The 15,074-nt window shown below is 54.7% G+C and carries 7 protein-coding genes; 4 read left to right on the top strand and 3 right to left on the bottom strand.

Annotated elements, in window-relative coordinates:
- Nucleotides 1-223: 223 nt before the first annotated feature.
- Together SH421x_RS11335 and SH421x_RS11330 are read right to left on the bottom strand one after the other, a co-directional pair.
- Nucleotides 224-2,914 (bottom strand): hypothetical protein, encoded by a 2,691-nt coding sequence (locus SH421x_RS11335; protein ID WP_488855696.1) that lies wholly within the window; start codon nt 2,912-2,914, stop codon nt 224-226.
- Between the two features lie 58 nt (nt 2,915-2,972).
- The gene (locus SH421x_RS11330; protein ID WP_488855694.1) at nt 2,973-4,793 is read right to left on the bottom strand and encodes a dockerin type I domain-containing protein; all 1,821 of its coding nucleotides are present in this window, start codon (nt 4,791-4,793) and stop codon (nt 2,973-2,975) included.
- A 564-nt stretch (nt 4,794-5,357) separates the two neighbouring features.
- Here SH421x_RS11330 and SH421x_RS11325 point away from each other — a divergent pair.
- Nucleotides 5,358-7,736 carry an Ig-like domain-containing protein gene (locus tag SH421x_RS11325; protein ID WP_488855692.1) on the top strand — a complete coding sequence of 793 codons (2,379 nt, stop codon included), beginning with the start codon at nt 5,358-5,360 and terminating at the stop codon, nt 7,734-7,736.
- Between the two features lie 89 nt (nt 7,737-7,825).
- Here SH421x_RS11325 and SH421x_RS11320 read toward each other — a convergent pair whose 3' ends face one another.
- Nucleotides 7,826-9,337, bottom strand: a complete 1,512-nt coding sequence (locus SH421x_RS11320; RefSeq protein WP_488855691.1) for a BBP7 family outer membrane beta-barrel protein — start codon at nt 9,335-9,337, stop codon at nt 7,826-7,828.
- A 366-nt stretch (nt 9,338-9,703) separates the two neighbouring features.
- Here SH421x_RS11320 and SH421x_RS11315 point away from each other — a divergent pair, with 366 nt between their 5' ends.
- The 3 genes from SH421x_RS11315 (at nt 9,704) to SH421x_RS11305 (ending at nt 15,070) form a co-directional block, all read left to right on the top strand.
- Nucleotides 9,704-11,668, top strand: coding sequence for a preprotein translocase subunit SecA (locus SH421x_RS11315; protein ID WP_488855690.1), 1,965 nt, complete (start codon nt 9,704-9,706; stop codon nt 11,666-11,668).
- A 313-nt stretch (nt 11,669-11,981) separates the two neighbouring features.
- Nucleotides 11,982-14,033: a GAF domain-containing protein gene (locus SH421x_RS11310; RefSeq protein ID WP_488855689.1), complete on the top strand. Its 2,052-nt coding sequence runs from the start codon at nt 11,982-11,984 to the stop codon at nt 14,031-14,033.
- 77 nt (nt 14,034-14,110) lie between these two features.
- On the top strand, nt 14,111-15,070 hold the full coding sequence (locus SH421x_RS11305) for an efflux RND transporter periplasmic adaptor subunit (protein WP_488855688.1): 960 nt from the start codon (nt 14,111-14,113) through the stop codon (nt 15,068-15,070).
- The last annotated feature ends 4 nt before the right edge of the window (nt 15,071-15,074 follow it).

Here is a 15,074-nt window from a genome sequence, read left to right as displayed (position 1 = left end):
TCAAGGCCTCCCTTCGCAGGGAGGCCTTTTTTGTTGGCTACTCGCTTTCAACCAACTTGAAATTCTGCGGCGGATACGATTGGCGAAGCAATGACTGCGCAGCGAGGCCTGCAATGCTACGCAGGGTAGAAGCCGGAAAGCCCTATGACGCTACAGCCTCAAAGAGAGCAGGGAAGGGGGAGGGATCGAGAGACTTCAGATCTCTGACAAGCGCCTAGCTAAACTACCCGAGCAAGTCCCAGACGCCAAAATAGAGATCAAGCTCGTCCATCGGATCTGCTTCCTCCTCGTTGGCCAACGCCAAGTAGATGTCGTCGGCGGCTCCCGCAAGAATGCGATCATCCTTGGCCACCGCATGGGACGAATTGCTGGAGGTCATTGAAGGACGGACTACCGCTTCTCCCTCGAGAGCGATCTCCGAATGATTCGCTTGCAATGGGGAGCCCAGACTCCCCAGCCCCCAATCATCATCCTCAGATAGGGAATCGGTCGAACCAGCTTGCGTTGGAGTTTCTATCAGCGACTCGGAATCATCGCCAGCGAAAGAATTGGTGACTGATTCCGCAAGCTTCTCGTTTTCCTCCACCTCGCTTCCCGACTGCGTGACCGCTACTCCTTCTTCGTCGATCGCGTATTTCGCACGCAAAATCGTTTCGAGAACCCTACCCAGATCAAGCGGGTTAAAGTAGCCATCTCCATCGACGTCCAAAAATGGAGCAGCAATGGGGCGATCGACGAAAAACTGGAAATCGAACGTATAGGTGGGGTTGGTAAGTTCGTCAAGCGCCAGGTTAAGGTCGATCTCATCGATCTGGCCATCGTCATTGACGTCTGCTTGAAGGTAGGGATTTCGCCAGTTCAACGGCTCGGATTTGACCGCGAAGCGAAAACCGGACAGCGGCTGCATCGCGAACGTCGCATCGGTAGAGCCGGTGACCAAGTAGTTCTGCCCGCTTCCCGCAGGCGGCGTAATTTTCAATTGATAATCGCCGGCAACGTCGATGGGCAACGCAAAGGCGCCAAACTGGTCCGTTTGGACCGTCGCGGGCTGACCGGCACTAAAATTATCGAGCCGAACGCTGGTCGCAAGCTGACCGGCGACCAAGATGTAGGAAATCTGCGGCGCGTTGCGCTCAACGCTCATCGTTTCGGCTTGGCCCGAGGCTAATTCAGCGGTCGTATACCGTCCGATCAGATTACCTAAGACGTCATACGCTTCAAGACGGCCGATGCTGCCAAAGCCGGCGCCGATCGCATCTAGCGAGACCCGGCTTACAGGCAAATCGAAGTCGACACGTAACTGTTGCTGTTGGCTCCACTCCGAGAAGTGACCGGTCGACCCGTTGGACGAACGATAGTAGCCAAAGACGCGCGAGCCGGTGGTTGCAGTGCTGTTTGTTAGCGAAAAGACATTATTAAAGACGCCGATATTCTCGCCAAACGCGGTAAAGGATGCACCTGGAACGAGATCGTCAATGTTGTCGCCGGCGCCAAAGTTATCGGGCTCAACGACAATTTGCGTCACCACCGGCATGTTCTGAGAATCCACCAACTGCACAGACCAGCCGGCAAGTCCGGTTTCGCCCCAGTCAAAGACGCCGTTGCGGTTTTGATCCTCAAATAAGAATCCGGTTGCTCCAATCTCACTGGTCGCGGCGATCTCCGTTGTCACCGCGCTGAAGAGATTCGAAGCAATCGCGCCGGTTGCGTCGACCGCACGAATTTCAATTGCATGCAGCGCCGAATCGGGCAACGCAATCCGGATATCGATGTTCGCGACGTATTCATCGTACGTCTGAGCCGTTTGCCAGGCGCCGCCATCAATGCGGTACTGCACGGCGGCGACTGTATTGATAGTGATATCGTTCTGCAAAAACTGGTTAAACGATTGCTGAACGCCTGCCGGATTTAGGTTGGGCAACACGCCGACGGACGCTTGCCCGACAAAATGAAACTCCAGCTCCGCTGCGTCCACGGCGCCGCTTCCCTTTAAGGAAAGGGGTTGATCGAGGACGTCAAAGATGCCGTCGCCATCCGAATCCTTCCAGCCAATCGACTCAAACAGCGCCTGCGAACTGGTGTGATTCGCGTAGGCGTTTTGCATTCGCTGGCCAGACAACATCAAGCTGTCGACCATCAGGCTCGGGTTGGGATTGTTGTTGACCGCGTTGGTATTTTGCGTATCGTAGTAGCCGCGATGATCGTAGTAGCCTTTAGAGCCTGCATATTCGTCCATCGCCCAAAACTGGTGAGCCGTCTCATGGGCGATCGAAATAGCGCCGCGACTATTAGGAATCGCGACAAATGCGCCGCCGGCGATCGAGAACCCGCCGGCGATGCTGCCCGGATTTTGCCAATATCCATCACTGTCGCTAGAAGAATCGGCGACAAAGATTGTGAAGGCCCAGTTGGTTCCTGCGGCGACGCGTTGCGAATCATTGAACAACCGAATGTCTTTGACAATGTCGCCGGTCCGCTGTGCGCCAACACCATCCAGAAAGTCGCCGGTCCACTTGTCGAAGTCGGTAGCCGGTCGACTGATCGGCTCGTACTTTGTCTGAAACGGGGTATCGGCGTACTGATAGTTGATGTGAAAGTCGAGCTCATGCACGCTGTTCTGCAGCGCGAGCGTATCAACCCACCACTGCATCGCTTCTTCGATTTTTGCCTTGTTCTCGGCGATCTCGGTGGGCGTCCAGTTCTCGGAATTCGCGTCAATAAAGCCGTTTGACTCGAGAAAGACGACGGTGACCGTAACGTCTCCCAACATGAATTCGCCGGTGTCGGTCGGGGCGGCGCCCAGCGGGACGCCAGAGAAATTAAGCCGCGATTCCAACGATTCCAAACGCAGACTCACTGCCGATCGCATGCCGCGGCGTCTGCGACCGTTTCGATTGCGGCGTGGCGAGGTCATAGGTTGCGTTCAGCCGACAAAGGCAAAAAACCAGAGAAGTACGGCATCGTACCCGCGATTACATCGTCAAATGCAAATCGGCGGAATCCAGATCAGCGAATAACTCATCGACCGATTCAGAATCGGTCGACAAATCTTCCGTCGGCGCGTTTTCGACCGCGTTGATGATCAACATCGTTTGCAAGTCGCTGTCGTTGGTCACAAAGTCGGTCGCGGCAAATTCCTCGGACGGCGCTTCTTCCTCCGATTGCACCGCAGAAGATCGGTTGGTTGTGCTGGTGCTCGTCTCGGTAAGCACCAAGGGATAATACGTCGGCGCCCAAACCGAACTGGAAGCCGGTGCGTTAGCTGGTTCACTTACCGGGGCAGTCGCTGACGTCGATACCAACTCACCTTCCAGCAACATGCCATCGTGAACCGACTCGCCTTCGATGAACCCCATCAATGCCGGAGCACTCTCAAACGGAAAGCCGGTGTAGTACTTACGCGGTGAAAGCTGCGTGACGCCGATGCCGATATTTTTAATCAGCATCGATACGTCAGTCAGATCAATGACGCCGTTTTGCGTGAAATCAAGTCCGTACAACTGATTGGCCGGCGTGACCGTTGTGCCGATCTTGCGAATCACTTGAGTCAGATCCACCAACGTAATCGAGTTATCGTCGTCCATGTCATAAGGAACGGCCCAAAGATTCGTCTCGGTATTCGATCCGAGCGACACGCCGGTTACGCCCGTTGAACCGCTGTACTGAACAGTTGCTCCTCCGGCCGTCACCACAAAGTCGGTGATATCGGGTTGGGCGTAGCCGCTAGAAGTATCGTACGCCACACCGCTTCCCAGCTTGGTGTCAGGACCAAAGTAGATCCGTCCCACCAACGCGGGAGTATTGTTGTCGCCTATACCGCTCAACGCGGTGCTAAACGTCGCCGACACCTGACTGGTGTTGCTGCTGAAGCTCGTATTGGTAGCGGCGAATTTCAGCGTCGTATCTTGTCCAGCGCCGATTACCTCGATCGCGTTGTGAAAGTTGTTCGTAAAATCGATCGATACCGTGACCGATTTTAAAGCGGCGCCCTGGGGAGCGGTCGCGTAAATCTCGACGTAAAATCGATCCCATTCGTCCAGCCAAGCGGCGTTCTGCGGCAACGTGCTGACTTCGCCCGAACTATTGACTGCCGTCGGCGTTTTTACGATTCGCAGGTCAATATCTACCGGCGCCCCCGCTTCGACCACATTCAAGGTGATCTCGGCGCCGGTATAATCAACTTCGTCCGGGTTCAGCGGCGTGGGGCCACTAAATTGCAACGCGTTTAAATAATTGTTGTTCCAGGATCGGATTGTGTCGTTGTCCGTTAACCCCTCGTTGTCAAGCGTATTCACGGCGCTGAAGGTGAATTGCCCGATCTTATTTTCGGCAATCATCGGGATTGTCATCCATAGCCGATTATTGCCGTTGATTACCAAGTTCTGGGAAACCGCATATCCGCCTAGCTCTTCAATCCGCCCATCCGTCGATTTGATCTCGCTGTATTGAAGATTCACGATCGTAGGTGAACCCGGCCCAGCGGTGGGACCGGCGAGACTGTCAAAGTTAAAAGCACTGCCGTTATAAATCAGGTCTACATAGGCGGAAAATACGCCGTAAGGCGTATTCGAGTAGACATCGCCGCTCGCATGGTTGTCCGGTTCGCCCTCTGCATTCGGGCGAAGGTCCTTGACCCAAACCTGCATGTTGAATGCTTGCCCCGCAGCCACCGACGTGATCTGGTTCCCGGCAAGATCGGTCGCTTGCAGCGTTACCGCCATATAGGCGGCAAGCACTTCACGAGCTTCTAACGTCTCGAATCGAGGACGTAATCGACGCAAGCTATTTGACATAAGCGAATCTCGCGAGGAGCGAAGGTGCGTAGCGAAAAAAGATCAGCACGGAAATCTAAATGATGCCGAAAGGCGATGGTCTCACAATAATCGCGGTCCACAGGACCAACAACACAAAAACTGCCGCTAATCCACTCTCTGTGACGCTTAAAGCGACTGTGACGATTATACTAGCACATCCGGCATCATTGGGTGAAAATCTGATGCGCTTAATGGGCGCAAAGTTCCTCTTTAGCTGCGCTGGCTGGTCAGATTCTATTGATTTCACAAAAAAAACCTTCAGATCGGGAACTCTGCATCCGGGGATCGCGACAAAAAGCATCGAATCGCCGAACTGCTCAAGATATTCCGACTAGGAGATACTTAGCGGCTAAAGCGATTCGAGGAATTTGATTGCGAAGCCCGGATAGCATAACTATCCTGGGGCAAAAGACGCCCCAGTCTCACTAGATATCCCCGATTAACCACATCCAGAACCGTTGGCTGGCCATGAAAAAGCGAAATAAATCTGCCTCCAAACGTCGTCACTCCCTTCGTCGCTCCTCGCGGACGATCGGAGCCAAGATGGAAGCACTCGAACCCCGAGCAATGCTCGCGGCCGATCTGAACGTCTGGCATAATCCCAGCATGGGGCTCGACGTCAATGACGATCAGCTTGTCGATATGGTTGACGTGGATGTCATGCTCACACAGCTAAAATCCAGTAACCGCTCTTTCGCCGAAACCTTTCAAACCGCCAGCGGTTTGGAGGCAGAACAAGTTTTGTACTTAGACGTCAACAATGACGGCGAATTCAACCCGCTGGATCTGAACGTCCTCCTCACCTCGCTGCTCGAAGCGGAAGCGGCTGATAAGAGCTATTCGGCTGCGTTTGATTTCGCGATCTTCCAAAACAACGTATTGGTTGGGCAAACGAACACCAGCTTCGACGGCAACCAAGACCCGGTCTCTATGCCGGTATCGGTCACGGTAGATCAATCGGTCTTCACGCTGGTCGTCTACATTCGCAACTCATCGGCTGACACAATGGGCATGCTTGCTTCGCCAGAGATCCAAAACGCCTACGTTGATATTGGATTCGATCCTAGCTTTGTATCCCCCAACACTCCCGGCGAGCTCGGAGACGCCTTTGAACAGACCATCAGTCCGACGGTTGGTCCTCCTGGTCTCATCCAGAATGCCGGCGGAATAAGCTTTATCACAGAAGGCTCTGGCACCTTGAACGGGGGGAGCTGGGAACAACGTCAGGTGCTGTACAGCATCGACTTTACGCCAACGCAAACCGGCTCGTTTATGCTTGAAAGCTTCTTCGCTGAACGGATCATCAACGGCGATGACATGGATCCCTCAAATGACATCAACGATGCGGCGATCCTCTATGACAACTTGTATTCACAAGACGAACGGGAGGTCCCGCTAGATGTCGTGAATATCGCGTTTCCGAAACTCAACATCACGATCAACCCGGTCCCCGGCGCCAACAATGACGTCGTGGGCGCTTCGGCCGATTTGATCGAAGAAATTGAGGCCAACGATCCGCATGTTGTCGATATCGGCGGCGTCAAATATCTGGTGATCGACGCCAAAGCGAACGATACCGATGCCGTGACTGGCGATCCACTGGTGATGGGCGGCGGAGCTACCCTCAGTTCGACCGTGACTGCGGTGACATCGCTCACGAACGATCCCGATCTCGAAAGCCGCGTCATGCTGGGGACCGCCCCGATTGCTGGCCTGCCGTCACTGTCGAACGAATATTATCTCTATCGCTTGCCGACCGACCTGTCAGGGCCGGAAGAATTTGAGTACACGCTCACCCAAGGTGCTAATACCACCACTGCGAAGGTGACGATCAATATCTCGCCCACAGTGGTTGCCGTTGATGATGGCGAGGCGCTAGATCCCTTCGCTACGGTTACGCCCGGCCAAACGGTGACTTTGGACGTTTTGGCCAACGACTACATCGTCGGCGATGACCTGGTCATTCCGACCGCAGAAATCACCATCGTTGCAGTAGCCGGCACAGCCGCCACCGAAGGTCGTGTTCAAATCGCAGCGGACGGAAAATCGCTTATCTATACCGGTGGATCAACTCTTGGTATTGAAACGTTCACCTATACCATTAACTACATCGATGAAAACCTAGCCGTCCACGAAGATACGGCGACCGTCTCCATTCGAGTGCCGATCGACAGCCTGATCTCAGGCGGTTTTTACTTTGACGCCAACTACGATGGCGTCTGGAACGACAACGCCTCGAACACCGCCAGCCCAGAGCAGTTCATCGGCGGCCTTCAAGTCAGTCTTTACCAGGGCGCCACGCTAATTGGGACGACATTCAGTTCTGAAGCGGACGGATCGTTCAATTTCGCAGGCGTTGACGCCGGAAATTACACGGTCAAGATTGCGGCTCCCAAATTCGTCTACAAGTACGGCACCGGTATGGCAGGTGGGCTTCCGGCCAACGTGTCGGTGGATGCCAGTGGTGCGATCACGATTAGCAACATCGTCATTGACTCAGGCACCCTCAAGCCCTCGGCTTTCGGCCTCGGCTTTGTTGGTCGCACGCCCCAGTATCGCGGCGTCAACGATTCGATCTCCCACGTAGGCGAAACGTCTATTCTGTTCGCCGTCTCCAAGCAGCCGAACAATCAAGGCAAGCTCGAATGGTACTCGCCTGACCAAGGGTGGAGCCCACTCGTGTCAGTCGAAGGATTCTTGTTTAACACTGCTTCCAAGACGGGTCAGGCGATCTTGACGATCGATCAAGATAATGACGAGTTGACTGCTCCTGTGATCGCACCGATTACCTTCTCGCTGAACGATCCGAACTTCCTGCTGATCGCTGACACCAGCGATGCAGTGATCTTCCGATTGATCGGTGATCTCGAAACGATCATTGATCGCTTATCGAATGTCGACATCGCCTTCTCGCAGATTTAGTCCTCAGCCAGAATCGCAATCGACGTACAAGAAACAAACAAAGCTGGCCCTCACGGGCCAGCTTTTTGCTTGTCTAGATCCACTGCAGTTTAGTAGTGGAAGTCGATACCAAACGTGGCGCCCAACGCCCAGTAGTCGTCGCTGTCAAACGAATACACGGGTGATCCGCCGTTCGGGTTGAGCGAACCAGTCACGCCGCTTTGGGCCAGAGCGACATCGCTGACATAGATGTAAGTACAGCCGACTTTCAGGTCGATGTTCCCGTTTAAAGCGTAGATGCAGTTGGCGTTCACTTCTGGGATATAGCAGAATACGTCTCGTTGATAGTCACCAATATTCGAGGTACGAGCGTAATAACCTTCGCCGTTGGTCGTGGACGGTCCACCAAAGGGATCGGTGATCGTTTGGCTGCCGCTAATCGCCATCCGCTGATGCATACCACCAACGCTTAGTTTGGTTAGAGCACGCCAGGTAAATGGACCATCTTGGAAGTCAAAGATAAAACCAAACTGACCGCCGTTGAACTCATTCTTGGCTAAGAAGTTGTCCGAAGTGGTGACCTGCGAATTCAACGGAAAGGCGCCACCCCCGTTTCTTGCCGTAAACATCGTATTCATCGCCAAGGCGTCGTCGATCCGAGCAAAGCTATAGCCGGTGATAAAATCGACGCGATTCGCGTGACTTGTAATGATGTGCTTCGTCAAAAAGAAGTCGCCGGTATAAAAATTGTTCGTCTTCCGGATATTTACCGTCGTATCGTCGGCCGCATTGGTGCCTGCCCCCGGCAACGCTACGACAAAAGAGCCGTTGGCATTGGTGTTGGTGTTGAAGAACGGATAGGCGAGCGTCGAGAATTGATCCGACGTCGTGCTGGTCCCCAAAACTTCGCGTCCCAGCGCCAGGAAGTTACCGCCGATTGACCAATTTTGATAGTTGTCTAGCCACAAACCTGTGGTGAGTCGCACGCCGGTTAATGCGCCTCCTTTTTCGCTACCGCCGAACAGCGTTTGCGTTGTCGGAGCACCGATGACCCCCTCATCCGCCGGAGCACTGGTCGTCAACAACGGCGGTAAATTTGAGGATTTTCGCCACATGACCAGCAAGTCGGCCGAGCCGTAAACGCGTGGCGGAAGATCGCCACCGTTGCACGACGCGTCCTGACAAGTTTCGGCATACGGCGAGCCTTCTAGCACGCTTTGGTCGTAAGCCGACTGGGGACCGTAGTCGCCGTAATCGGCTTGCGGCATTTGCTGCATGCTGGGGTCGGCATATTCAATCGGAGCACCTTCTTGGTATCCGACCGGTGCGGCTGCATAGCCGGGCGCAGGTCCCATCGGACCATACGGCATCGCAAAACCGCCACCCATATTGGAGTAGCCGCTTGGTGGTCCATACGCCGGAGCCGCTTGTGGCGGATAGCCCGGTGCGTACGGCGATTGCGCGCCGACTTGCGTCGAGAATAGCGCGACGGCGGATAAGGCCGTCGAGAGAATCAACATTTTGGGCTTCATGATCTTTGCTCGCACGCTACGACTGCCAAACGTTTTCATGCCATGCGCCGGGGCGATGCGGAGTAAGCCGCAAGCATGAGGCGAATTCAAGGTGGTTTCGGTGCTTCGCAGCGGTTAACTGCGTCGCCAGCTTCTCTTGTCCGCCGCAGGGCGAACCGCTTCCACTCACCGAGCGTAGTGCGGTTGTTCTGGACGTATTAGTGATGTCGGCGAAACTACCTGTAGCGATTAAGCAAAAGCACCCGGCGGTCGTCATAAACCGAATTATCGATCTGTTGCGCAGGGTCAAATGCCAAGCCGGGGAAACTGCGCAAATTTTGACGCCAAATCCGGCGCCGTATCGATCTTGCCTATTTTAACGACGGCAATCCCCAGGTTTCCGTCGACCCAGCGGTGGGAACCTTCGCAGTCGGAAGTCATACTAAGTAGCTGCGAACACCCCTTCCCGAAGAGCCTATGTCGACGCAAATCGCCGAATCACGCACTTTCTCAGCCGATCCGATCTCTCAAGCCTACAGTTGGGTCACGGGACGCGGTCTGGGACGCTTTGTAGCTGAGCTCCCCAAGATCGAGCGCTTTGAGCAACAGTTCAAACCCAAATCGGACCGCGAACTCCGCAAGTACAGCCTGGGCCTGCGCCATCGCGCCAAGAGTGGCGAAACGCTAGCACGACTTTTGCCAGAAGCCTTTGCACTGGTGCGTGAAGCGGGACGACGCACGATTCAAATGCGCCACTACGATGTGCAGTTGATCGGCGGCATGATCATGTTCAACGGTGCGATCGCCGAGATGGAGACCGGCGAAGGCAAGACGCTGACGGCGACGCTCCCGATGTATTTGTATGCACTTCCCGGCAACGGGGCTCATCTGGCCACGGTCAATGACTATCTGGCCAAACGTGACGCCGAGATCATGGCGCCGCTGTACGAGATGCTGGGGATGTCAATCGGCGTGGTCGAGGGGCAAATGACGTCGGATGTTCGCCGCAAAGCCTATGCCTGCGATATCACTTACGGCACCTCCAAAGAATTTGGGTTCGACTTTCTCCGCGATCGCTTGCTGATTCGCCAAACTCGCGAACAAGGGCTCGGCGTACTCGGCAACCTGATGTCCAAAGACGAAGAACAAAACGAACAGCCTGTCCAACGCGGCGCTTATTACTGCCTGGTCGATGAAGCGGACAGCGTATTGATTGACGATGCCCGGACGCCGCTGATTATTAGCTCGATCCCCGGAGAAGCCGAGGAACGGGCGGTCGCCTGCTATCGCTGGGCGGCCGAAATGGCGGAAGAATTCGCCGAAGATGACGAATACGAATACGATCACGACCGGAAGTCGGTCGAATTGACGATCGAAGGACGCCTGCTGGTTCGTCGACTGACGAAACCGCCGGAACTCGATCCGGTCGGCTTGGTCGATCTCTATGACTACATCGAGCGCGCGATCAAGGTTGCTCGCGACTTCCACTTCAATCAGCATTACGTCATCAATGATGGCGAAATTGTAATCGTCGACGAATCCACCGGACGCTTGGCCGAAGGGCGAAAATGGAGCGGCGGCATCCATCAAGCAATCGAAGCGAAAGAAAAAATCGAAGTCACCGTCGCCACCGGACAAGCGGCGCGGATCACTGTTCAGGACATGTTTATTCGCTATCCGCATCTGGGTGGAATGACCGGCACCGCGTCCACTTCGGCGGCTGAATTCAAGAAGATCTACAAGATCAACGTCATCCGCTGTCCTACCAACCGCAAGGTCCAGCGCCAGATCTGGTCTGATCGCGTGTTTGGCACCGAAGAGGCTAAGTGGGCAGCGATCATCCAAGAAATTCGCGAAATTCATGAGATTGGTCGCCCGATCTTGATCGGCACGCGCACCATCGAAAAAAGTGAGCATTTGGCCAAGCTCTTAGAGGCCGAAGGGATCGCTCACGAAGTCCTCAACGCGCGGCATGTGGCGATCGAAGCCGAGCTCGTCGGTCGCGCTGGCGGAGTCGGCAAAGTGACCGTCGCCACCAATATGGCCGGCCGCGGCACCGACATTAAATTGTCGCAAGAGGTCAAAGATCTCGGTGGGCTGCATGTCATCTGCACCGAATTGCATGACTCGGCCCGCATTGATCGGCAGCTAGTAGGTCGATGCGGACGTCAGGGGGATCCCGGAAGTGTCCGGCAATACATGTCGCTTGACGACGATTGTCTGCGAATTGGATACGGTCCGATCCGCGCGAAGAAGCTCACAAAGATCGGTGAAAACGCCAACGGTGAGCTGAATAGTTACGCATCCCTGTTTCGAAAAGCGCAGCGGAGGATCGAACGGAAGCACTTCGGCGATCGCAAGGTACTGCTTTACCACGAAAAGATGCGAAAGAAAATGCACCGTGAAATGGGCCAGGATCCTTACCTAGACTCCCCAGACTAACGTTACAGTCCTTAATTTCCTCCCCATCGGAACGAAAACCGGCGTTAAAACGTCTCATTTGTTTGGACGATTGCGTTCCCAGCTTCGTATTTAAGTTCAATTGCGGCTTCTCGTTACGTTCGCAACGATCCGCAAAATCAGATTGATGCGTGAGATCAACGACGATTACCCCAAGATCTGAATTGGATTTGAAATACGTCGATTTCGGTTTTCGCTCGCCGTTGGTAAGGTGGGTAGTAAGATTCTGATGTTGGAGCCCCCAAGCCGGGTTCCCAATCCCCCTCACATAATCTCGATGAATCAACAATCTGCTATGTCCTCCGAATCGTCCTCGGTTAATCCAGAGTCACTCGAAAGCACGAAGCGTCAGATCCGAAGTCTGATTCAAGAGATCGCTGCGCTTTCGAAACAAAACGTCCCCCCGGAAGACTACTTCCGCGAGATGTTGCCGAAAGTTGTTTCGGCGCTGGCCGCTATCGGCGGCGCCGTCTGGATCTACGATGAGAAGCGCCGTCCGCGGTTGATCTATCAGGTCAATCTAACGCGCAGTCTTGTGGATCCAGAAGACGCGGATGGCATTCGCCACCTGCGATTGATCGAGGAAATGTTCAAAGGGGCGCCGGGCCAACTGATGGCTCCTCAGTCGGGTTCGATTGAAGAAGGCGCTTCCGGCAATCCGACCAACTCGCTGTTGGTGATCGCTCCGATCAAAAACGAAGATCAAGAAGTCGAAGGGGTCATCGAAATCTTCCAGCGGCCTGACTCGCAACCGGCAAGTCAGCGCGGCTATCTTCGCTTTCTTGAACAAATGTGCGGGCTAACGACCGAATGGTTCAAGACCCGCCAGTTGAAAGACTACTCGGACCGCCAATCGCTGTGGGCGAAGATCGAGCAGTTTTCTCGCGCCGTTCACGAGAACCTGGACCTCCGCCAAACGGCTTACACAATCGCCAACGAAGGGCGCCGCCTGATTGGCTGTGACCGCGTCAGCGTCGCGTTGCGTCGCGGACGTCGCTGGAAAGTGGAAGCGGTCAGCGGCCAAGATGTCTTCGACGCGCGTTCCAATCAAATTGTCTTGCTGGGTGCGTTGACCAAAACGGTCATGGATACCGGCGAAGCCTTTTGGTTTAACGGTCAAACCGAGGATCTGTCGCCGCAATTAGAATCGGCCGTTCACGACTATGTCGATGAATCGCACACCAAGACGATTGCGATCATTCCACTGCGTCGTCCTGAGCATGCGACCGACGCCTCAGAGAAAATCGAAGGCGAAGAAGAACGTGACTTCCGGGGAGAAATCCTAGGTGCTTTGATCGTCGAACAAATTGAAGATAGCTCCAATCAGGCCGAATTCCGTAAAGGAGTCGAGCTGATCTCAGAGCATAGCTGTCGAGCGTTGGCGAACGCGATCGATTACAACAATATCCCGCTGACCCCGCTCTGGCGTTTACTCGCCAAATCGCGACTGCTGGTCGAAGCTCGCAATCTACCGAAAACAGTCGGCGTCGTCGTCGCCGTGATTGCCGCCACGCTGGCGTTGTGCCTGATTCAGGTTCCCTTTCGACTCTCTGGGCCGGCGACGCTGACTCCGGTCGAGAAGCGAGACATTTTCGTCCGCGAAGAAGGGGAAGTGATCGACGTTCCGGTGAACCATGGTCAATTTATTGAAGCAGGCCAACTTGTCGCCAAGCTGCGTAATCGCGATCTCGACATGCAGTACGAACGCTTGCTAGGCGAACAGTCCAAAGCAGAGCAGTCGCTACGCGGCCTAATCCATCGCCGCAACTTCGCCAAAGATGACGACGAAAAGCGTCAACTAGCAATCGACTTGTCCCTCTCTGAAATGGAAATTTCCAAGCTCACCGATCAATTAGCGCTGCTTGCTCAAAAACAGGAGTTCTTGGAGGTTCGCAGTCCGATCGCCGGCGAAATCGTCAGCTGGGATGTTCGTGACTCGCTGATGCAACGTCCGGTCTCGCCGGGACAAATCTTGATGACGGTCGTCGACCCGAAACAAGAATGGATCCTGGAAGTCAAAATGCCGGAGAAGCGCATGCAACATATCGTCAGCGCCCAACAAGAGTTGGGCGACGATCTGGAAGTGACCTACATCATGGCCAGCAACCCGGGACAGCAACTCGAAGGGAAGTTGATTGAAATTCAGCGACTCGCCCAATCAGATCCCGATGAAGGACAAATCGTCCGCATCAAAGTTGCGATTGACAAAGAGAAACTCTTGGCCGCCATGCCGCAGCTTCGTACCGGCGCCACCGCTACCGCCAAAATCAATTGCGGTACGGCCTCGCTGGGATACACCTGGCTGCACGAGGTGTGGGAGTTTGTTCAGTCTCGCGTGCTGTTCTAATGAACCGCATCGCTTGACCCGCTTCCGACCTGGCCTTCCTCCTCCTCAAGACAGCCGATCCCTAGGAACACGATTCAATGACGCTCGCTATCCTTTTACTCGCCGCAGCGGTCGGACAAACGCCGGCCTCTTCCGCCAGCCCTGGTGACGTCGTCGTCGACCATTGTCTGGTTTCGCTTCTGGATCAGGTTAATGTTCCGGCGCAAGAAACCGGCATGCTGGTCACGATTCCGGCTTATCGAGGCCGCATCGTCAACGATGGCGACTTGCTGGCGCAGATTGATGATCGTACCGCCGCCAAGCAAGCCGAGATCGCCAAGTTCCGTCACGATAAAGCGACGACCGAAGCAGCCAATGACATCGACGTTCGCTATGCAACCAAAGCCGCCGAAGTCGCTCTGAAAGAACATGAAGTCTTTGAGGCAAGCAACAAAGAAAGTCGCGGCACCATCAGCAAGATGCAGCTCGATAAAGCCTGGCTCGCCTACCAGCGTGCGGTGCTTCAAATTGAACAGGCTGCGATGAACCAAAAAATCAGCGGACTGGCCGCGTCAGAAAGTCGTGCCGAAATGGAAGGGGCGCAGATGGTCATGGATCGCTGCCGCACCGAGTCTCCAATCAACGGCGTCGTTGTGCAGGTCTATCATCAAGAAGGAGAGTGGGTTCGTCCCGGCGATCCTTTGATGCGGATCATCGGTCTACAATGGCTGAAAGTCGAAGGAACGCTAGACGCGGACGTACACGATCCAGAGCAATTGATTCACCGCCCTGTCACCGTTTCGGTTCGCACCGCATCAGGCCTGCAGCAGTTCTCTGGCTTTGTCAACTTTATCAGCCCCGAGATTGACGCTACTGGCGCGTTCGACATCTCGGCTGTGGTCGAAAACAAAGTGGGAGCCACAGGCTTTTGGGCCCTCTCGCCAGGCGACATCGCCGGAATCACGGTGCACGCTGAACGCCAGCAAGTTTCAGAGCGTGAACTAGAGCGATTTCACAGCCGGAACGAGAAAACGCCTGCCGCACTGACCGGAAACTAAACGA

The sequence above is a fragment of the Blastopirellula sp. SH421 genome (genome assembly GCF_057808535.1).
Note: the sequence above shows the minus strand (reverse complement) of the source record. Positions and strands in the feature narration are given on the sequence as shown.

Coding starts and splice junctions, on each gene's coding strand:
- SH421x_RS11335 (WP_488855696.1), bottom strand. CDS start 2,914: ATGACCTCGCCACGCCGCAATCGAAACGGTCGCAGACGCCGCGGCATG.
- SH421x_RS11330 (WP_488855694.1), bottom strand. CDS start 4,793: ATGTCAAATAGCTTGCGTCGATTACGTCCTCGATTCGAGACGTTAGAA.
- SH421x_RS11325 (WP_488855692.1), top strand. CDS start 5,358: ATGGAAGCACTCGAACCCCGAGCAATGCTCGCGGCCGATCTGAACGTC.
- SH421x_RS11315 (WP_488855690.1), top strand. CDS start 9,704: ATGTCGACGCAAATCGCCGAATCACGCACTTTCTCAGCCGATCCGATC.
- SH421x_RS11310 (WP_488855689.1), top strand. CDS start 11,982: ATGTCCTCCGAATCGTCCTCGGTTAATCCAGAGTCACTCGAAAGCACG.
- SH421x_RS11305 (WP_488855688.1), top strand. CDS start 14,111: ATGACGCTCGCTATCCTTTTACTCGCCGCAGCGGTCGGACAAACGCCG.